Origin of the sequence: Robertkochia sediminum (assembly GCF_016786255.1) — a bacterium.
Classification (GTDB): Bacteria; Bacteroidota; Bacteroidia; order Flavobacteriales; family Flavobacteriaceae; genus Robertkochia; species Robertkochia sediminum.
Map to the genome: position 1 here is coordinate 1 of NZ_JADMKT010000075.1, position 21,013 is coordinate 21,013.

At 45.4% G+C, this 21,013-nt stretch carries 11 protein-coding genes; 3 read left to right on the plus strand and 8 right to left on the minus strand.

What is annotated here, in order from left to right; all coding sequences use genetic code 11:
• Positions 1–187: hypothetical protein (locus IS446_RS15435; RefSeq protein WP_235996452.1), on the plus strand; the 187-nt coding region annotated here is incomplete at its 5' end.
• A gap of 151 nt (positions 188–338) precedes the next feature.
• Here the strand turns inward: IS446_RS15435 and IS446_RS08690 are convergent.
• From IS446_RS08690 to IS446_RS08715, 6 genes are all read right to left on the minus strand, one after another.
• Positions 339–3,599 carry a VCBS repeat-containing protein gene (locus IS446_RS08690; RefSeq protein WP_203059887.1) on the minus strand — a complete coding sequence of 1,087 codons (3,261 nt, stop codon included), beginning with the start codon at positions 3,597–3,599 and terminating at the stop codon, positions 339–341.
• 458 nt (positions 3,600–4,057) lie between these two features.
• Positions 4,058–6,043, minus strand: a complete 1,986-nt coding sequence (locus IS446_RS08695) for a putative porin (protein WP_203059889.1) — start codon at positions 6,041–6,043, stop codon at positions 4,058–4,060.
• A gap of 127 nt (positions 6,044–6,170) precedes the next feature.
• Positions 6,171–7,586 carry a RagB/SusD family nutrient uptake outer membrane protein gene (locus tag IS446_RS08700; RefSeq protein ID WP_235996453.1) on the minus strand — a complete coding sequence of 472 codons (1,416 nt, stop codon included), beginning with the start codon at positions 7,584–7,586 and terminating at the stop codon, positions 6,171–6,173.
• A 17-nt stretch (positions 7,587–7,603) separates the two neighbouring features.
• Positions 7,604–10,723: a SusC/RagA family TonB-linked outer membrane protein gene (locus tag IS446_RS08705; protein ID WP_203059893.1), complete on the minus strand. Its 3,120-nt coding sequence runs from the start codon at positions 10,721–10,723 to the stop codon at positions 7,604–7,606.
• 609 nt (positions 10,724–11,332) lie between these two features.
• The gene (locus IS446_RS08710) at positions 11,333–12,844 is read right to left on the minus strand and encodes a RagB/SusD family nutrient uptake outer membrane protein (protein WP_317192190.1); all 1,512 of its coding nucleotides are present in this window, start codon (positions 12,842–12,844) and stop codon (positions 11,333–11,335) included.
• Between the two features lie 9 nt (positions 12,845–12,853).
• On the minus strand, positions 12,854–16,075 hold the full coding sequence (locus tag IS446_RS08715; protein ID WP_203059895.1) for a SusC/RagA family TonB-linked outer membrane protein: 3,222 nt from the start codon (positions 16,073–16,075) through the stop codon (positions 12,854–12,856).
• A gap of 575 nt (positions 16,076–16,650) precedes the next feature.
• Between IS446_RS08715 and IS446_RS08720 the strand changes: the two genes are divergently transcribed.
• Together IS446_RS08720 and IS446_RS08725 are read left to right on the plus strand one after the other, a co-directional pair.
• Complete coding sequence (locus IS446_RS08720; protein ID WP_203059897.1) at positions 16,651–17,247, plus strand: ribonuclease HII; 597 nt, start codon at positions 16,651–16,653, stop codon at positions 17,245–17,247.
• A 31-nt stretch (positions 17,248–17,278) separates the two neighbouring features.
• A complete protein-coding gene (locus tag IS446_RS08725; RefSeq protein ID WP_203059898.1) occupies positions 17,279–19,717 on the plus strand; it encodes a ribonuclease HII in 2,439 nt (812 codons plus the stop codon).
• A 17-nt stretch (positions 19,718–19,734) separates the two neighbouring features.
• On the opposite strand, the gene lipB is transcribed toward IS446_RS08725, so the two are convergent.
• Both lipB and IS446_RS08735 read right to left on the minus strand, forming a co-directional pair.
• Positions 19,735–20,448 (minus strand): lipoyl(octanoyl) transferase LipB, encoded by a 714-nt coding sequence (lipB, locus tag IS446_RS08730; protein ID WP_203059900.1) that lies wholly within the window; start codon positions 20,446–20,448, stop codon positions 19,735–19,737.
• A 312-nt stretch (positions 20,449–20,760) separates the two neighbouring features.
• Positions 20,761–20,919 carry a YqaE/Pmp3 family membrane protein gene (locus tag IS446_RS08735; RefSeq protein WP_203059902.1) on the minus strand — a complete coding sequence of 53 codons (159 nt, stop codon included), beginning with the start codon at positions 20,917–20,919 and terminating at the stop codon, positions 20,761–20,763.
• Positions 20,920–21,013: the final 94 nt, after the last annotated feature.

Consider the following 21,013-nt stretch of genomic DNA (forward strand, 5'->3'; position numbering starts at 1 on the left):
TCCCCTGGCAGGGGAAGAGGATCGTTCGATAATTACACAGACGTTGAATTTGAGGAGAACCACCCCGCCTACACCAGGCAGATTGCCGCGTCGGCCTTCAGCCTCCCTGCCTGTCGTTAGGCAGGCTCGCAAAGACACCCTTGCTTCTCGATACGATCGCTTCGCGATCACCATACCTTCCATATGAGCGCATATTTTCGGTAGACAAGCTCGAGGTGACACCAACTTTACCTCTTTACCTCTTTACTTCTTCCCCCCCTATTACCTGTAACTTTCGCGAATAAAAAAAGCCCCTCATAACTATGAAGGGCTTTACATATCTTATACAACCGATATCTTTATTCGGGAATACTGTAATAGCGCGGCTCTCCATTATTGGACACGACCACCATAAGCTGCCCTTGCTTTTGACCCACAACAGGCGTAGCTACCACCCCGGTATCGAAAGGCGCCATGCCCCAATCTGCTACATTCAAAGCCTGGCCTCCCGCTTTTAATAGAAGTCCTTTTAAAGAAGCATACCCCCCGTGATAGGTATTCACTCCAAACCAGTTTCCGGCCACCAGGAGATGAGGCTCATCATTAAGCATAAAATGCTCAAAAGATCTAACAGGTGCTTTTTGAAATTCTTCAGCAAAAGGCACGAATACTGAAAAATCGCCATTGCGGTTCTCCAGATATCCGGAAGCCAGGGTAGCAACCTCATAGATCACCGCCCTTTCAAGAGCTGCCTCCCCGATAATATCCGGAACGGTTTGCATGGCAAACTCCTTATGAGAAGGGTATTTTTTCTGAATATAATTCATTTGAGACGCCAGCTCCATCTTGGAATGCAGCGGATAATAACCACCGTCAAGATCATAGGCAATAATGGTCTCGGTTTTGCCATCGGCATTAAAGTCGCCATAATACATACGCAACGGACGCTGTTCATCGGCATAGAATCGGGTATTCAATCCCCAGTTACCGAGTACGACATCCTGATCGCCATCGCCATCGACATCGAAGAAATCAACCTGCTGCCACAAGCCAGCGAGGTCTGCCGACAAAGGAGACAGGGTTAACACCCCTTCTTTGTTCATATATAATTTTGGTGTATCCCACTCGGTTGTTACCACCAGGTCAGGATAACCATTACCATCCAGATCATTCCAGGCAGCATCGGTCACGTGGGCCGTGAGTTCGAAGCGCTCATCTGCACGGAACACTCCCTTACCGTCATTCACCAAAAGCATTGAACCAACGGACTTTCCAAAATCTCCCGGAGCCGACAGGTTCCCGACAAAAAGATCGAGATCCCCATCCTTATCGTAATCGGCAGCCTCAACAGTAGTTGTATTCAGGGCATTATCGGGAATCATCCCTTCTGATCTTTTAAAAGATCCTTTATCGTTTATATAGAGTCTATCACTCGAAAAACCTGCCAGATCGAGGCCCTGTATTCCCGTAGCCACATAAAGATCGAGATCTCCATCGCCATCAGCATCAAAGAAAAGCGCATCATTATCTTCAAAAATAGCATCTTCGGCTATAGCCTTTAACGACCCATCTTGCAATTCGCTTCCTGAATTCATCAGGATCGATCCCGGTTTCCCGGAAGCGTTACCAAGGTAAAGATCTTCATATCCGTTACCATCAATATCCCCTACAGCCACAGCAGGACCGAGAGCAGAGACCCTGTAAGGGATAAGCTTTTCATTGTGAAAATCGTCAAAGCCATCTTCCTGATGCACATAAGAAACATTCATTTGCCTGGCGACAGCCAGGTTATTCAGAGCGGTATTCTGCGAGGTTAGCTGCGGAAGACCTTCGCTGTATTTCACGGTAAGCAGGGTATCGATCTGCGGACTCATTACAGTTTGTACGGAGTTATCAGGCCACACGATACGAACTGAATCGATCTTCGCTCTGTCTCCGATCCCAAAATGCAACCTGGCATCGGTAGCCGATAAAAATCCGCGGGAGGTATGAAGTTGTTTGAACTGAGTCAGGCTATCGGCATAAACCGTTGCCTTGGCTCCGATCCCGGAAGCATTTCCTCCTGCGTAGGAAAACTGAAGCCCAAAATAATGTTTACCTTCCTTATCTGTATTATTCCTGTGAATCTCTGCCTCACCATTCAGGTTATTGAGTACCAGATCCAGATCCCCATCGTTATCGAGGTCTGCATATAGCGCACCATTGGTAAGCGTAGCCTCATCGGTCATCCAGTTTCCAGTCTTACTTTGAAAGCGTTTTGAATCGCCCATAAAGATCTCATTAGCGACGTCTCCTTCAGGCATATTATCCTTCGCATTATAGAGCCACTCCACCCCTTCTTTTTGCGACCTGTTTCTAAAGGCACTCGATACATAGTTTTTAAAGTCCAGGTCGTTGGGACGTCTCAGGATCCCGTTAGCGATAAAAAGGTCCTGATGGCCATCATTATTAAAATCGGCAAACAGTGGCCCCCAACTCCAGTCGGTCGCCTCCACTCCATTAAATATAGCCTCTTCGCTAAACACGTTATTCCCCATATTTACCTGAAGCATATTACGTGCATACTGATCTTTATAGCCCAGTCTGTTGAGGCGCTTTTGCATGTTGTACATAGCATCATCCCCTTCACTTTCCTTAATGACTCTCTCATTTTTAGGGAGCATATCCAGGGTAATTAGATCCAGGAGTCCGTCATTATTAATATCGGCCACATCACTACCCATAGAAAAACGGCTGATAGTCGCAAAAGACCCCTCCAGCGACTCGGTAAAAGTACCGTCTCCATTGTTCAGGTAGTAATAATCGTCTTCATGAAAATCGTTACACACATAGATATCGTCCCATCCGTCATTATTGAGATCGGCAACAGAAGCACTAAGTCCGTACCCATTCACCCCTCCATAGATCCCTGACTCCTCACTTACATCGATGAACTTACCATTGTCATTTCGAAGCAACACATCGCCCACCAGTGGCACCCTGTTACTTCTCACATCGGCTTTACCATGAGAGAGAGTGGTATGAATAGCGTGGTTTACGATATATACATCGAGGTCGAGATCCTTGTCGTAGTCGAAGAAATAGGCCTGGGTAGAAAACCCTTTATGATCCAGGCCGAATTGGGCGGCACTTTCGGTAAATGTACCGTCTCCATTATTGAGGAATAATTCGTTCTTTCCTTCAAAATCGAGGAGTCCGGAAACGCTACACAGGTAAATATCCAGGTAACCATCGTTATTCACATCGGCCATAGACACCCCGGTATTCCAGCTTGATGCACTTTGCACATTGGCGGAAGCGGTGATATCTTCAAATTCCATACCTCCCTTGTTCAGGAACAATTTATTAGGCCCCATATTCGAAACGAAGTAGAGATCCGGCAGACCGTCGTTATTGATATCTCCCGCAGCCACACCTGAACCGTTGTAATAGTAGATATAATTGATAATGCTGTGTTGAGGATCTTCGGTGATCTCATTGGTGAAATTCACCCCGGTTTCCTCCGGAGGCAGTTTTTCCAGCAGGTAATCGGCCTTCGCCTTTTCTTGTTCATCAGATCCACCACAACCAAGGGTAAGTGCACCCAGAAGGACCGCAGTAATTCTCGCAGGTAAGTTCATTATTTGTTAAGCTAGTTAGGCCTCTAAAATATGGAGTTTTAGCAAACCCTTAAAAGAATAGGAGATAAAATTGTTGAGGGTGTATTGAGGAGGCGTTGAAGTTTTAAGCAACCCCTTCCGTCAGCACTTGTAGCGCTGACACCCCTCCTTGGGAAGGAGGGAAATAAATTCCGTATCGTATCAACTACCTCCTATTCCCTGGCAGATTGCCACGGCGGCTTTCAGACACCTCGCAAAGACGAAAGCATGTAATTATCATGTAAACCCTCCCTTACCTCTCGATACGATCGCTAAGCGATCACTCGAGGTGACACCTACTAAAACCTTTACTTCTTTATCCCTTTATCCCTTTACCCCTATTATCTGTTACCGGTCACCCGTTACTCTTAAGCATAAAAAGCCCCACGCAATTGCGTGGGGCTCAACTATATTTAGCAACCCAATATACAGGCAGTTGATTACGTAAAGAAGTTCCAAACGAATCCGAAGCGTATCACAAAGTCTCTGTACGGATAATTCGGTGCGGAATAGAAATTATATCCGGTAAAAGAGGAATTAAAATGTTCTGCTTTCAGGTAAAAACGCGTACGTCTCACCTTGGCATTAATAAAGAAATCCAGCATCGGAAAGTCTCCGATCTCTTCCTCTCCTTGCGAATAGAGCTCTCCAAGCACAGGATTATATCCGTTAAGGTAAAATGAGGTGAAGTACTTCAGCGTTATTCCTGTCTGGAGGTAAAGCGCCTTTTTAAACAAGTGATTCTCGTAATAGAGGGTATTTCTGGTCACCAGGTCCGGAACATTCATCACCGGCTGGTCCTGCTGCACATTTTGATACATGACCGTATTGTACAAGCCGAAGTGCCCTACGCGAAACTCATTTTCGAACTTCACTTTCAGATAGCTTATGGTCTCATCGAATTGATACGGCTTTACCACCATCTGCTCTTCCGGATTGAGCACATTCAGCGAATCGGTTGGATTGGTCGCAAAATAGGCCTTATTATCGATCAGGGAATACGAAGCTTCCAGGCGCCCCCACTTCTCAGAGTTCAGGGCTACACTAATCGTATTATAAGATTCCTTATCGAAGGTATCTGAATTCTGCCAGTTGTACTCCCGGTAATCACTTTGGTACAGGAGGTAATTAAAGTCGGCCATCCTGCTGGAGCGGTGCAGTGCCGCCTCCAGAGTCAGATCATCTGTCAGACTGAGCTCCATAGAAGCATCCAAAAGGTTTCCACCAAGGTCACCTGAGATATTCTGCATAACGCGGGCTTTTAACGAGAGCGGCCCCCAGGCCTTTGCCCACTGCCCACCTACCGCAACCTCGTTACCCTGAAGCTGATTATCGATCACCCCATCAGGAGTGATCACGACGCTATTAAAAAAATAGTTGTAATTATACCATCCTACCTCTGCGGTAATATCGCCAAGCGCTTTTGACTCCCACCCCAGGCGCAGGTTATTTCTCATCACCCTTAGTTTCGCAAGGTCACTAATGTCATCGGTAGTAAATGCATCCCCAAAATAATCCTCCGGACGGTCCTGAATAAAGGTGTAATTCTTTGTTTCGTAATTAAAGGTATGCCCGATTCGCACCCCTCTGTCGCTTACACTGTCTTGCGGACGGATCAACAAATAATCATGATCCAGAAAGTAGCGTTTTCCCACCAACTTATTCTCTGCATTCTCAAAAAGCAGATCGACACGGCCACGGTCTGTAAACTCTGTATCACCCGAAGTAAATTGCTCCGGCACGAGCAACCCACCATTCTCCTGATTGAGCACATCCTGAGAGGTCATATGCACCCGCGCACGATACCTTCCGTTCTTACCTGAATACGAGAATCCCGTTTGAAAATTACCATTACTGGCCAGGTAATGCCTGTACTTACCCAGTGAGCGCATTCCCTTATACCCGATAAACACATTGAATCGCTCAGAGGTATTCAACGTAAACAGGGCATCCATGGTTTGCCCTTGCTCCATTACGGTCTTAAAGAAGATCTCTGTGGTAGGTGTAGGTACGTGGTAGTAGTTGATATCTTCCACCTCAAGATATCCATTACTTTTGGCACTGGCCCCTAATTCGGGATATAGCCCTCTTCCGGAAAGTGGGGCTCCGAGTATGTTATAAGGGTGACCGACATTAGAAAAAGGTAAGAGTTCAAAATCGTCTCTCCTCAAGTAATTGTGTCGGTATTCTTTTTGTATGGTCAGGGTCGTATCGAAAACCGTTGTATCGCGACCAATACTTATGATCTTATACGCCTCTATTTCTGCAGCGATAAGATCCTTTGTTTTCTTCTTATCTCCTTTTTTTTCACCAAGGGCGATCGCTGTATCCTGCTGCACCCTTGGACGTCCTGAGAGCTTCACCTGAGCATTGATCACAGTTACGCCTCCGATAAAAAATAAAAGCAAGAGATATACGGGTCTCATTAAATAATTTTTGAACAGCAAAGGTAGAATATTCTCATAAATATCTTTACGCGAGCCAGGGCAATTCATAAAAAAACCCTGATCGGTCGATCAGGGTCTCTTTGTATGACAAAACGAACGGATATGCTTATCGATTCGCGTTAACAGAGTCGTCGATACTATCATTTGCATCGATCTCCGACTGAGGCACTTTCAGGAAGAAACGCTTATCGTCAGGAGCAAGATCTACAGAAACCCTGTGGTTTCCGGTTCTTGTAATTCCTCTTCTCAAACGTTTTGCATCAAACCATTCTACACCGATCTCAGCATAGAGCTCTTTTCGTCTTTCCACAAGGATCTCCTCAATAAGGTCCTCACCGGTATTTGCAGACCTAACCGCATTAGGGTCACGATCAGACTGCACCATGAAAAGCAGATCATGAGCCTCAGCTTCCTTACCCTGACGGGCCTTGGCTTCAGCTTCGACAAGCATGAACTCAGGAGTACGCATGATCGGGTGATCAGAGTCAAAGGCAAAAACAAACTTATTGGTCGTATAGTAGAACCAGTTGTCTTCATTTCCACCAACGGCACCTTCAACAAAGATATTTCTCACATCACTATCGCTAAACAGGTTTACAAAATCCCTGTTGACGTGGGTAGCCATATAACTCAAGGTGTTAAAATCGGTAAATGAGTGAGGGGCTCCCCAATAGTAGTTCGACTGATCAAGGGTTTGTGGCATAGCCCAGATCCATTCCGGATTCGCCATATCACTAAATCCGTCATCATATCCGTCGGCGTTAAGTACAAATCCCTCATAAGCGGCATTTGCAGCAGCTTCAGCCTCTGCCCAGTTCTCCATTACCAGGTGAACATTAGCAAGCATACCATTGATCACATTGATATTCACATACGACTTATCCAGACGGTAATCTGAAGCCATAGCTTTTGCAGTGTTCAGGTCGCTAAGGATCAGGTCGTACATTTCCTGTACTGTGGTCATCGGCTTCCCTTCAAGAGAAAGCTCGGTATAGATCGGAGGAGCCGGAAGGCTTGGATCGTAGCTATAGGTATGCTGGAACTCCATCACTAACTGGAAGTAGTAATAGGCTCTAAGCGCATGTCCCTGAGCAAGCAGGTAATCCTTATCTTCCTGCGCAAGATCACTGGCATTCACCCCGTTGATCAGGGTATTGGCCTGGTTGATCATAAAGTACGGAAACTCCCAGGTAAAGCGCACACGACGGTAGAAAGGCTCTCTGTTATCATGGGCGTAATCAAAGCGGAACCAGGAAGAAGCCTGGATCAGGTCGTTACCCTTTACATCTCTTGCAAAGAACAGCGAATTCAATCCACCTGTATCGGTAGCTTCAAATTGCCCACGGGTAACACGCATCATCCCAGAGATCAGGGCCTCTGCTCCTTCTCTCGAGCTAAATACCACCACATCGGTAACCGAATCGGTAGGTTGAGGCTCATTCAAAAATTCCTTGGTACACGAGGTCAGCATCAATACTGAAGCCAGACCGTAGGCACATATCTTAAATATTCTATTCATCATTTCTTCTTTTTGAGCGATTAAAATTTGGCGTTAATTCCCACAGACATGGTTCTCAACTGGTACGAACGGCTATCGGTTACCCCGTTAAGGTCCTGCTCAGGATCGATACCGTCGTGCGACTGCCAGGTAAACAGGTTATCTCCCTGGAAGTAAAAACGCACGTTTGAAAGTCCGATGGTCTCGGTTAACTCCTGGTTCAGGGTATACCCGATGTTCAATGAACGAAGGCGAACATAGTCGTTTGCAAAAAGGAAACGGGTAGACGATGCGTTCAGATCCTGGTAATTTGCTTCCAATCTAGGCACATCGGTAACATCTCCAGGCTGTTGCCATCTGTCGGCGATATCGGCGTGTGCCTGATCGGCGATCGTTGAGAATCCACCCATTAGCGACTGGTAGGTAGCATCGTAAACATACGCACCAAAGCTAAAGTTAAACAGGGCATTCATATCCCAGTTCTTATAAGAAAGACCTGTGTTAAATCCTCCGATAATATCCGGAAGCGAAAGCTTATCCTGGTAGTATCTTGTAGCTTCTCCGTAAAGCTTGGTTGTTTCACGCTCACCGGTTGGCTCGCCTGTAGCAGGATCAAGAATATCCTTATACCACATTGGCGCACCATCTTCTGGATCTACACCAGCCCACTCTTGCAGGTAAAAGTCGTAAAGCGAACGCCCTACTTCCCAACGCTTCGTTCCCTGGATCAGGAAGTCCTGGGTAAGCTCAGTGATCTCATTGTTATCCATAGAGAAGTTAAGACCAGCAGACCAGGTAAAGTCGGCCGTATCGATCATGGTACCGTTCACAGAGAATTCGATACCGTAGTTACGAAGGGCTCCGATATTGGTCAGGATCGATGTATTTCCTGTTGAAGGAGGTAGTGGCTTACCGAAGATCAGGTCAACAGACTCTTTGTCATACACCTCGAACGAACCGCTCAATCTACCGTTAAAGAGACCGTACTCTACCCCGTAGTTCAGGGAAGCTGTTTTTTCCCAGGTCAGGTTAGGATCGGCGATACCACCCTGGATCACCCCAGTGTTACCCAATTGGTTCCATCCGGTCTCGAATACATTCAGATAAGGGAAGTACCCGATACCTCTGTTATTACCAAGTTCACCGTAAGAAGCTTTCAATTTCAGGAAGCTAATGAAGTCAACATCCATAAGGAAGTCTTCTCTTGACAATACCCATGACCCACCTACAGAGAAGAAGTCACCAAAGCGCACATCCTCAGCAAAACGCGAAGACCCATCTCTACGGTACGATCCTTCAACATAGTATTTGTCGTTGTAGTTATAAGCCACCCTTCCAAGAATAGAGTTAAGCGTTTCTCTGGTTACAGAACCACCTACACTTTCGGGGGTAGTACTTCCGTCAAGAGCGCCAACATTAGGCAGGAATCCAACCCCTTGAGCAGAAAGTGCATCCAGCTTAAACTGGTAGGCCTCATAAATAAGGTCGGCGTTCAGGTTGTGCAAGCCAAACGACTTATTAAAATTAAGCGTCTGGATGGCGTTCATGGTCGTGGTCAGGTTACGTTGTTGCGAAACCCTTCCTTTTACGTTAGCCGCATACCCGTATTCATCGTCGATATACGAATACGAATCAAAAAGATACGCCTGGTAAGACAGGTTCGTTTTAAACTTCAGGTAATCTGTGAACTTGATCTGCGCATATCCTGCAAGGTCCGTATTGTATCTTGCAAATTTAAAATCGTAGTTGTAAAGTGCTCCAGCCCCGTTCTCACCACTAAAGATCGGACGGTTACCGTTTACCGGCTGACTGTTGTTACCGTAGTCATAGATCAGGTTTCCGCTACCATCATAGATAAGCTCTCCATTAGCATCTCTTCTGTAAAGAGGATAGATGTTCGGAACGCTGTAAAACCACTGTACAGCATTGTTAAATGAGCTCCCTTCCTGTTCAGGAATATTCTGATTCGAAGTCGTAAAACCAAGGTTTGCCCCGATCTTCAGCCAGTCGTTCACATCGGTATCTACACGAAGTCGGCTGGTTACCCTTTCAAAACGGGTAGTCTTCACATTACCTTGTTGGTTCAGGTAGTTCACAGATGCGAAATAGGTCGTATTCTCACTACCTCCGGAAACATTAAGTCCGTGCTCGGTACGAGAACCGTAGTCGCGAAGTAAGGCATCTTTCCAATCGGTATCCCAGATCAACGAAGCCCCATCAATGATATTACCATTCACGTCTACAGGCTGATTTACCCCGTAAGGATTATACCCCAATTCTGAGATCAGGTTCGCCGAGGCCGCAGCTGCCGCAGTAGTAGCATCATCACCACCGGCAATATAACCGTTTCTAAGACCTTCCCATGCATACTTCATAAAGTCTTCCGAACCAATGGTCTTATGGAAATCTACAGCATTGTTAGAGATACCACTAATGGTAGTCAGGTTAAGCTCAGGAGCCATGTTCTTACGACCACCTTTGGTGGTAATAAGGATCACCCCGTTAGCACCACGAGAACCGTAAAGTGCAGTTGAAGAAGCATCTTTTAATACCGAGATACTTTTGATCTGATCCTGAGAGATACTGTTCAGGTTTCCGTTATAAGGAGCACCGTCCACGATAATAAGCGGATCGGCACTTGCATTGATCGAGGAAATACCACGAATACGAATGGTAGGATTGGTTCCCGGAACACCACCGGCAGTCAGGATGTTCACCCCCGGAACACTACCCTGAATAGCTTGAGTAACTGTGGTTACCTGCTGTTGTTCAATGGTCTCTGATCCGATCTGAGCTACGGAACCTACAATAGACTCCTTCTTTTGTGCCCCGTAAGCCACAACCACAACTTCTTCAAGTGCTTGCGCATCTTCAACAAGTTGTACGTTGATCACACTTTGCGAACCAACTGTTCGTTCTTCGGTTTTCTGACCGATATAAGAAAACACCAATACATCACCAACAGCAGCGGTAAGTGTATAGTTTCCATCGAAATCTGTTTGGGTTCCGGTCGTGGTCCCCTTGATCATTACATTAGCACCAGGCAAAGGCATATCCATCCCGTCGGTGATCACACCGCTGATGGTCATTTCCTGGGCAAACGCAAACTGCATTACAAACGCCGAAAGCAGCGTTAATAAACTCGTTAACTTTAACCTCATATTGTAATTAATTTGATTTTAGCGAACTGCGAATAAAACCAATAATCACAAGTGAGTCAAACAAGCCACCCCCCGTCTTCCCGTTAAATATTTATCACCTTTTAACGAAAAACACCTAATTTCCTATGCATGCATAACATATTACCATAAAACATTGCAAATAATGATCCCGCAAAGGTTTTCGGATGCTGTTCTCACTAAAAGTTTACTTTTTATTAACATACAGTGGTGTTTTCTGACTTCTCACATCTCAAAACCTCTAAAAGAACAGATTTAAAGTAAATTATCCGAATCGACCTCCTATTTTGCCCTTCAGGATTCATCCTACCATATTATCTACCTCCTAACTAAGGCCACGCGAAAAGTGAATTTTATAACGCATAGCCGCAATGGTTGTTACTAATACAACAATGAAACTGTTAAAATTCAAAAGACGGCACCTTGATGCGCCCGGTATACTCCACTACCAGACATAGAAATAAGCTCAAAAGTAAGCACCTGACAAGCCGGTAAAACACCCCGGAAGCTTTTTGCGATCAAAAGCTTACAAAAAAAAAAGCTGCTCCCAAAAGGGAGCAGCTTCCTGTATATTCGTCTAACAACTATGTATTAGTTCTGATCGGTAATAAAGTTGTTATCCTGAATTTCCTGTTGTGGAATTTCGAAGGTCATACGCTCATCGTCAAAACGAATTGGCTCTCCTACGAAAGAAAGGTGGTTAGGACCTCTGGTAGCAGTTTCTTCGAAACGCTTAAGTGCGAGGTACGCTTTACCTTCTCCCCAAAGCTCGAGACGCGTTTGCTTGTAGATCTCATCGATAAGCGCTTGTCCGCTAAGACCGCTTACAAATGAAGCATCAGCTACACGAGTTGATACGAAATCTGACAACATAGACACCGCAGCACCTTCATTTCCAGATTTAGCCAAAGCCTCGATGTGAAGCAATAGTGGCTCTTCGTAACGCATGTAAACATAATCTGCTTTTACGATCTGAGAAGTTCCGAAGAACTGACGGTCAGAATCGTAGAACTTGTTGATAGGCTGAAGGTGATTAGCGGTACCAGGACCTACGAAGAATTGGTTTCTACGGATATCGTCTGCAGGCATACTCTCGTAAAGTCCTTCATCGATAGATTTCGAATCACCTACAGCAGCATAGCTATAAGAGAAGTAATCTACCTGACCCCACCAAGAGATAAGGCCAATTCCGGTATCTTCATTCAAGTCAACACCCCACATCCAAGATCTTGAACGCAGTTCGTTGAAACCACCAAGGATACCATCAACGGTATCGTCGGCAGTAGCAGGCGCAGCAGAAGTACCTGCCAAAGCATCTGCAGTTAACGTAACTACATCAGACCAACGATCTCTTCTTGATCCAAGAACGTAAGCCAGGATCGTTTGAGCGATAGGCTTGTTTACCTGAACCTTAGAAGGACGCTCGTAACCATCGAGAAGTTCGATCGCTCTGTTAAGGTCAGCCTCCATTTGGTTATAGATCTCTTCTGTAGTCGATTTAGCAGCACCTACAATTCCCGGCTCAGTATAGAGCGGAAGGGTTGGTTGCGTCCATGAAGCTCTTACATCGTTGATCATGTACTGCGTAAGGTAGAAATAAGAGTGCGCTCTCATCGCCAACGCTTGTCCAAGACCAGCACGGTTAGCAGGATTCTCAGGATCTGCATCGTTACCACCAAATCCCTGGATCACAAGGTTAGCAGTGTTGATGATCCTGTAGTAGTAACGCCATACCTGATAGTTATCGGTAAAGGTAAAATCCTGTGGCCCCTGGAATTCGGTAATACTTGAACGGTACCATCCGTAAGTACTTACAGAAAGCGCCATGTCACCGGAAAGCATATCTCCAAAGATATCATAGGCTTTTTGCCCGAAGTCATCGTGTCCACCGGTACCACCTGTTCCGGTTTGGAACATGGTCGTATAGATACCGGTTACCGTAGCCTCCCCGATCTTGGGGTTCAGTTCGATCGCGTCTGACAGCTGCTCGGAGGTAATAGTCGCTCCGGTAGGCTTCTCTACGAGGAAGTCATCCCCGCAACTTGCAGTGAGCAGCAGGACTGAAGCTGCTCCGAGAATAGTTTTTATACTTCTTTTCATCATAATTTTTATTTAAAATTTAGCTCTCAACCCGAAAGTGAAGGTTGTTAAAGGCGCATATAATCCTCTTCCTGAGTTACCAGACTCACTAGTAGTTGGGTTGAACCCTTCTCTGGCACCTTTAAAGAAGAGATTATCTCCAGAAATAAACACATTTAATCCTTGCATTCCAAATTTTTCTGTCATGGAATCAGCAAAAGTATATCCTACAAGCAGGTTATTCAATGCGAGATAGTCTGTGCTGGTAATGAAACGCGTAGACTGAGAGTTAACGTTGGTGATCACACGGTCTGCGATTAATGGAACGTCGGTAATATCACCTGGCTCTCTCCATCTGTTTCTCACGTCTGTGTGACGGTTGGTAGCAGTAATACCACCATTGTTGTCGTGCATCAACTCAGCGTACTGAGCGTCGTAAGCATACCCTCCAAGAGAGTACGTAAACTGAGCCGCAACATTGAATCCATAGAAGCTAGAGCTCAGACGGAAGGCACCGAATACATCAGGGATCGCAGAACGATCTACGTATTTCTGAGTTGCAGCAGCATAAGACTTAGTCGTCTGGCTAGCGATATTTGCATCCGGATTGTCAACCAGGTAAGGAGTAAGCGATGAGATAGCAACATCTCCGTCGTCAAAGATTCCGTCACCGTTAACGTCATCAAAGTACTGATTCCACATCGGGTATCCATCTTCAGGATCAACTCCGGCGTACTCTCTCATGTAGAAGTCAAAGATAGAACTTCCCTCAGAATATCCATAACGCCCTACGTTCTGGAATGCCGCAGGCTCTCCTGTTTCAGGATCGATAGGCATAGTTTTGATCTGGTTGTCGGCAACAAGACCGTTAACAGTAAGGTCTAAAGTGAAGTTCTCTGATCTTACTAAGTGACCGGTCAGGTCAAATTCAAGACCACTGTTCTGAAGTACCCCGTCGTTCACAGTAATGATCGCAACCCCTGTAGAAGGAGCAATTCTTCTTTCAAAGATCAGGTTATCAGTTTGTTTGTTAAAGTAGTCTATCGTACCATCAAGGAATCTTCCCAAAGAGAAGTCGGCACCTACCTGCCACTGCTTAGCAGTTTCCCAAGTAAGATCAGGGTTAGCAAATGTAGAAGGAGCTACCGCGAACTCACCACCAAGGTTAGTTACTTCGAAAGTGTTAAGACCTGTATAGAATCCTACACCACCTTCATCACCGGTAATACCGTAAGAAGCTTTAAGCTTAAGGAAGGTAATAAGATCATTATTCGCAAGGAAATTCTCATTACTCATTACCCAAGCAGCACCAACAGATCCAAAGGTATCCCATTTGTTAGTAGCGAATCTTGACGATCCGTCACGACGAACAGTACCGGTAAGGAAATATTTGTCTGCGAAATCATAGTTCACCTGAGCGAAGTAAGACTCCAGTGTTCTTGTATTTCTGAATCCTGTAGGTTGCTGAAGGTTAACAATGTAGTTGTTAAGCTCTTTCCCACCAGGAATAATAGCTTTCGCTTTAAATTGCGTGTTGAAAGTCTGGTTGAACTCATTTGATTCGTGAGCTGCAAGAACCTCAACAGAGTGCTGTCCGAAATCTCTCTTATATCTCATTAACTGTAAGAAGTTGATGATGAAAGACTCAGTAGACTGACGGAAAAGGTCACCTTCGTTACCTACAGATACACCGTAGAACTGGTTTCCGATAGAACGGAAGATGTTGTTCGAGTACTGAGAACCGAAAGTAGACTCAAAAGTAAGTCCTTTAGCAAGGTTGATCTTAGCGTTAAAGCTGGTTACAACTTCGTGACGATCGTTACCGTTGAAGTCGTAAAGCGCAGAAGCAATAGGGTTCAGGTTGTTCGAGTTAGGTCTCGCTCTGAATCCTGAAGCAGAACCATAGTCATACTGGAAACCTCCGAAGATCGGATCCGGCACTTTATCACCGTTGTCATCACGAAGGAATACAGGATAGAATGGGTTCATTTTATCTGCAAATTCGAAAAGGTTCTCCGCACCGTCGGTCTGTCCGTTATTGATACTCTCTGAGTAGGTATAACCGATGTTAGCACCAACGTTGAACCAATCTTTAACCTGAGAGTTCAGGTTCAAACGAGTCGTATATCTCTGATACCCGGTGTTGATCGCAATACCGTTATCATCAAGATAACCAACAGAAAGGAAGTACTTAGTTCTGTCGCTTCCTCCACCCATACGAACGTTAGCTTCTGTTCTGTATGCCGTATCAAAGGCAGCATCTTCGTAGCTCATTGGAGTGTACTTTCTGGTAACTCCGTCTCTTACCATTCCTGTAGCAGGATCGATAAGCTCAGCTCCATTAGCCACATTCCACATGTTATATCCCGGAAGGTAGCTTGTGAAAAGTGCATCGTTAACAGTTCCTACAGGATCAGGATTTCCAGAAAGGATCTCTCTGTTTCTCTTCGCTTCCCAAACAAGTCCGATGGCCTCTTCCGGAGAAGTGATCACATCGTAACGTGGAAGCAACTGTACGTTAACCCCTGATTTTACATCAACCTCGATGTAATCCTCAGCAGCAGTACCATTCTTAGTCGTGATCAATACAACCCCGTTAGCACCACGAGAACCGTAGATAGCCGTTGCAGATGCATCCTTAAGAATAGTAGTACTCTTAATATCTGCAGGGTTGATCGCGTTCAAACTTCCTGAGTAAGGAACCCCGTCAATTACGTAAAGTGGATCTCTGTTACCGTTGATGGAACCGAAACCACGAATACGAATAGTAGAAGTTGTACCAGGCTGACCTGAGGTGTTAATTACTGCTACACCAGCAGCCTCACCAGCAAGTGATTGCGATACGTTAGAGTAGTTTTTCAACTCAATGTCTTCAGCTTCGATAGTTGTTGCCGTACCGGTAAAGGACTTTTTAGTTGTAGTACCATAACCTACTACCACAACCTCATCCAGGGTTTGTGCGTCAACTGAAAGCTGAACATTAACTACACCAGAAGCAGGAACTGCTACTTCTTGTGTTTGCATACCAATGTAAGATATAACAAGTACATCTCCTTCACTGGCCATGATGGAATAATTTCCATCAAAATCTGTTTGAGTACCACGCGCGGTACCCTGAACCAATACACTAGCTCCCGGCAAAGGAAGTCCGTCCTGGTCCACTACGGTACCAGTGACGTTTCTGTCCTGAGCAAACGAGAACTGCAGTGCGAACGCCATGATAAGCGTCAACATCCAAGTAAACTTTGATCTCATATTTAAATTAATTTTGATTTAGCGTGGTGCTAATCTCTTCAATTATTAAGAAATATGCAACCCGAACGCCAATATATCGACCAAAAAACCCGAATTAGCCCGGTAAATTGAGGTTTATTCAATTTTTAAGTGAATTTTAAGATATTTTTAAATTATTATCAGAAAAACCGCTCATGTGTGAAAGAATTCTTAATTACTATTTTCGATATACTGGCTTTCAAACCGTTGAAACGCACGATAAGCCAGAAAAACACTCCCTCAACTGCGAAAAACCTGCTTTTCCCATCTAAGGGACATCCAATTTTATTTTCAAAAAATTACGAATTCCTTTACATAGTTGCTTTTCACACTGCATTTCTCCCTCCGATCTACAGTGCCCCCCATTAAGAGTCCTTATATATATACCCGCCCTAAGATCACACCCTCCAACCATCCTGGAGCCGCTAAAAGAGCAGATACTCCAAGTACGGTCAAACCTAAACTATTAAGTTTTCCATAGTCCTAATATAATAACCCCCTGAAAGCACATCATTTTTGGCGCATTTTCTTAATTTGCATACACTAACCCGTATCCTGTGAAAAACCAATACAGCGAGATCCACCCCGAGGCCGGAACCGATGAAGCCGGTAGGGGATGCCTGGCAGGCCCCGTTACTGCAGCTGCAGTAATTTTACCTCCTGACTTCAGCAACGACATCCTTACCGACTCTAAACAGCTCAGCAAAAAGAACCGCGACCAACTCCGAACCATTATAGAAAAAGAGGCCATATGCTATGCCGTTGTACACACCTCACCTGAGGAGATCGATCAAATGAACATCCTTAATGCCTCTATAGAAAGTATGCACCGGGCACTTAAAGCCCTAAGTACTCCTCCAAAGTTCATTGCGGTAGACGGCAATAAATTCAAACCCTTTGGCGATGTGCCTTATGAATGTGTCGTAAAAGGAGACGGTAAATACCTCAACATTGCTGCCGCCTCCATCCTGGCCAAGACCTACAGGGACGAACTCATGGAAGAACTGGACAAGACATACCCCCAATACGACTGGAAAAAGAATAAAGGCTATCCCACCAAAACCCACAGAGCCGCTATTGTAAAACACGGCACTACACCACATCATCGAAAATCTTTTCGGTTAATTCCCGATCAATTGTCTCTTGACCTTTAAAATTCTATTTTTGTATCAAACCTCAAGACTTATGAATCGCCAATTCTTACTGCTCGCCATGGCCCTGGTGCTTACCTTCTCCTGTACAAAAGAAGCGAATACGCCCACCGACCTTATCGCCATGGTTCCCGAAAAAGCCAGCGCAGTAGTCCGCATCAATAATTTCGAAGGATTTAAAAATGAGCTTAGAAATAACGAGCTTATCAACACCTTCGGTGAAAGCACGATCTACCGTGATGCAGAACAGTTGGTTAGCTCCCTGCAGTATATAAGTCCGCAAGGCGAAGCCCTGCTCTATTTTTCGGAGATCGGGAAAGACAACTTTGAGTATACCCTCATCACCGAACATCACGACGATCTGTTCGTGATCGATTCCACCCTTAGCCCGGCTCTTGAGACCATGACCTATGACAATAAGACCATTAATAAGATCCAGGTCGAAAATCACCCGATCTACACGACGAGCATCGGAAAGTTCTTCGTGGCGTCGTCTTCACCCCTTCCGGTTGAAGATCTTATTCGCTCAGGCAGCAAGATGAGAGGGGTTCAAGGCCTTATAAAACTTTACGAGGTTGCCCAACCCAGGGCTTCAGCCACCCTGTTCATCAACAACAAGAACAGCAACCATTTACTTTCCAAGGTGCTCAACGCGAAAACCGCCAATGCCTTCCGCGCCATGTCTGAGTGGAGTTCGCTGGACCTGGAGATCGACAAAAACCTGCTTAGAGGAAATGGTATTGCCGTAGGAGGCGACAGCATTCCGAACATCATCAATCGCTTTAAAGACCGGGATCCCGGACAAACCACTATCGCTGATCTCGCTCCGGCCACCAGCCCTTATTTTGTGGGACTCCCTAATACGAAAGGTCTCATAAAAGACCTTACCAATCCTAAAGACACCCTTTTTACCGAAGCTATCGAAGCAGGATTCATCAAACTTGGCAACAGCTCGATCTGGACCATGGTCTACGAAAAAGATTTCCCACTGGAAGACCTTCTAAAAACCCACACCGAAACGGCAGAAGACTACCGCGAACATAAGCTCATCACCCTTAATAATACAGAACTGATCAAGAAACGTTTCGGATTTCTAAAAGGTGATACGCCTTCTGAGTACGCTGCCATAAGCAGCCCTTACTTATTTATTTCCGACAGCAAGGAAGCGTTAAAAGACCTCATAGCAAATATCCAAAACCATTCGGTGGCCAGCCGACTTAAAGGCTACAAAGATCTGAGATCTGACCTGGCAGACGCTTCTTCCCTGGAACTTTACATCAATATCGAAGCGCTTAATAAAACTGCCGAGACGGTCAATGAAGACCTCAAGGCCTCTCTTAAGAATTTGAAAGACCATCAAATGATGGCGCTGCAATACGTTATGGAAGGCGACTTTGCACATATGAACCTGCTCACCAAGAAGGTTACCGAAAACCGAACCAATGACCGTCTGATCACCCAACTCTACAACACCACCATTGACGCGCCCGTACAGGGCCAACCTCAATTTGTTTACAATCACCGGTCTAAGAAAAAGGAGGTTGTGGTTCAGGATGCCGAGAACGGACTCTACCTGATCTCAACCGCAGGAAAGGTCTTGTGGAAAAAACAACTTGAAGGTCCCATTCTCGGTAAGATCACCCAGGTAGACCTTTATCGCAACGGCCGGTATCAGCTGGCCTTCGCCACTCCCGGAAAAATGCATATCGTAGATCGCAACGGAAATGATGTAGCCCCCTTCCCTATTAGTCCGAAGCAAGCCATTACCCAGCCTCTTGCCGTATTCGATTACGATAAGAACAAAAATTACAGGTTCTGCCTCACCCTGAACAACCAGGTTGTGCTCTACGACAGACAAGGTAAAAAAGTAACCGGGTTCAACATGGCATCTACCTCAAGTGCTATAGCCAATGCACCAAAACACATCCGTATAGCGAACAAGGATTTTATCGCGGTAAAGGAAACCAACGGCAAACTCCACCTGCTGCACCGCACCGGAGAGCCACGCATAAAGATCAAACAAAACCTGGGCTTATCTGAAAATGAAGTGTACCTGTACAACAACAAATTCACAACTACTGCTGCTTCAGGAGACCTGATCACTATAGACGCCAAAGGGAATATCAACAGGACCAAGAAACCTTTTGAAGCGTCTCATAAGATAGACGCCAGCCTGCATACGCTCGCAGCCATCTCCAATAATATGCTCTATATCAAAGACAAAAAAGCAGAGCTGGATTATGGGATGTACACCCAGCCAAAGATCTTCTACCTCTACGATAAGATCTACGTTGCGGTAACCGACAAGCAGAGCAACAAGGTATATTTGTTCGACAGCCAGGCAAAGCTCCTGGAGAACTTCCCTGTTTATGGTGCCTCTGCAGTAGACATAGACGATATTGACAACGACAGAAAGGTCGAGATCGTTACCACAGGAGACCGCAACAGCATTGTTGTTTACAGTCTTAAATAAGGAGTTTTAAATCAGCTTCAGACCGAAGCCGCACGTACCATTTCGGCTTCAAAGAGTTCGGCGAAGTGACGCAGGATATGCGCTTTGACCTCAGCCTCATCGACCTTGGCTATCCCCAACTCTACGTTTAGGGAGGTCACGGTCTTATCGCGTATGCCGCAAGGAATGATATTGTCAAAATACCCCAGATCGGCATTCACGTTCATGGCAAAACCATGCATGGTGATCCATCGGGAAGCCCTAACTCCCATCGCACAGATCTTACGGGCAAAAGGCGTACCCACATCCAGCCATACTCCTGTTTCGCCATCCGAACGTTCACCCTTTATCCCGTATTCGGCCATGGTACGGATAATGGTCTCTTCGAGGAGTCGTAAGTACTTATGAATATCGGTAAAGAAGTTTTCGAGATCGAGAATAGGATACCCCACGATCTGCCCGGGCCCGTGATAGGTAATATCACCCCCGCGATTGATCTTATAGAAAGTAGCCCCCTTCTCGGCTAACTGCGCCTCATTGAGCAAGAGGTTCGACAGGTCGCCACTCTTACCCAGCGTATACACATGCGGATGTTCTACGAATAGAAAGTGATTGGGCGTAGGATCATTGGTCTCTTCCCGCCTGTTCTTTACCTTCAGCTCGAATATCTCTTTGAACAATGCTTCCTGGTAATCCCATGTCTCTTTATAATCACGGAGGCCCAGATCTTGTGTGATAACCTTTTTATTCATGGGGCAAAGATACAGAGAAGTTATGAAGTTATGAGGTTATGAAGTTATGAGGTTATGGGGTGATGCAGTGATACGGTGATGCGGTGATGCAGTGATGCAGTGATGCGGTGATGCAGCCTTATAAAAGTTGTAATTTCTCCCTTCCTTTCCAAGAAGGGGTGGCCACGTCTATGACGTGGTCGGGGTGGTTACTCAGTTATCTGGAAGCTATAATCAAGAATTCAAAATCCAAAATTTAAAATCCACAATCCACTTCACCCCTTTACCTCTTTACTCCTTTACCTCTTTACTCCTTTACCTCTTTATCCTATTTTACCTATTCGGGTTATTCAAAATAACCAGTGCGGCGATCACGCCGGGCACCCAGCCGCAAAGCCATAGCAGAAAAACAATAATGATCGAGCCACACCCCTTATCAAGAACAGCAAAGGGCGGACAAATAATAGATAAAAGGACTCTCCAAATACTCATTTCAGTTCACATATTAATTCGGGTACCACATCATGGACCTTTTTTGGTGTTCAATATATAGGACGCCAAATTTCGGATTTGTTACACGTATAAC

Excerpts from the sequence above, each read along its gene's own strand:
- IS446_RS08690 (WP_203059887.1), bottom strand. The coding sequence starts at position 3,599 with ATGAACTTACCTGCGAGAATTACTGCGGTCCTTCTGGGTGCACTTACC.
- IS446_RS08695 (WP_203059889.1), bottom strand. The coding sequence starts at position 6,043 with ATGAGACCCGTATATCTCTTGCTTTTATTTTTTATCGGAGGCGTAACT.
- IS446_RS08700 (WP_235996453.1), bottom strand. The coding sequence starts at position 7,586 with ATGATGAATAGAATATTTAAGATATGTGCCTACGGTCTGGCTTCAGTA.
- IS446_RS08705 (WP_203059893.1), bottom strand. The coding sequence starts at position 10,723 with ATGAGGTTAAAGTTAACGAGTTTATTAACGCTGCTTTCGGCGTTTGTA.
- IS446_RS08710 (WP_317192190.1), bottom strand. The coding sequence starts at position 12,844 with ATGATGAAAAGAAGTATAAAAACTATTCTCGGAGCAGCTTCAGTCCTG.
- IS446_RS08715 (WP_203059895.1), bottom strand. The coding sequence starts at position 16,075 with ATGAGATCAAAGTTTACTTGGATGTTGACGCTTATCATGGCGTTCGCA.
- IS446_RS08725 (WP_203059898.1), top strand. The coding sequence starts at position 17,279 with ATGAATCGCCAATTCTTACTGCTCGCCATGGCCCTGGTGCTTACCTTC.
- lipB (WP_203059900.1), bottom strand. The coding sequence starts at position 20,448 with ATGAATAAAAAGGTTATCACACAAGATCTGGGCCTCCGTGATTATAAA.
- IS446_RS08735 (WP_203059902.1), bottom strand. The coding sequence starts at position 20,919 with ATGAGTATTTGGAGAGTCCTTTTATCTATTATTTGTCCGCCCTTTGCT.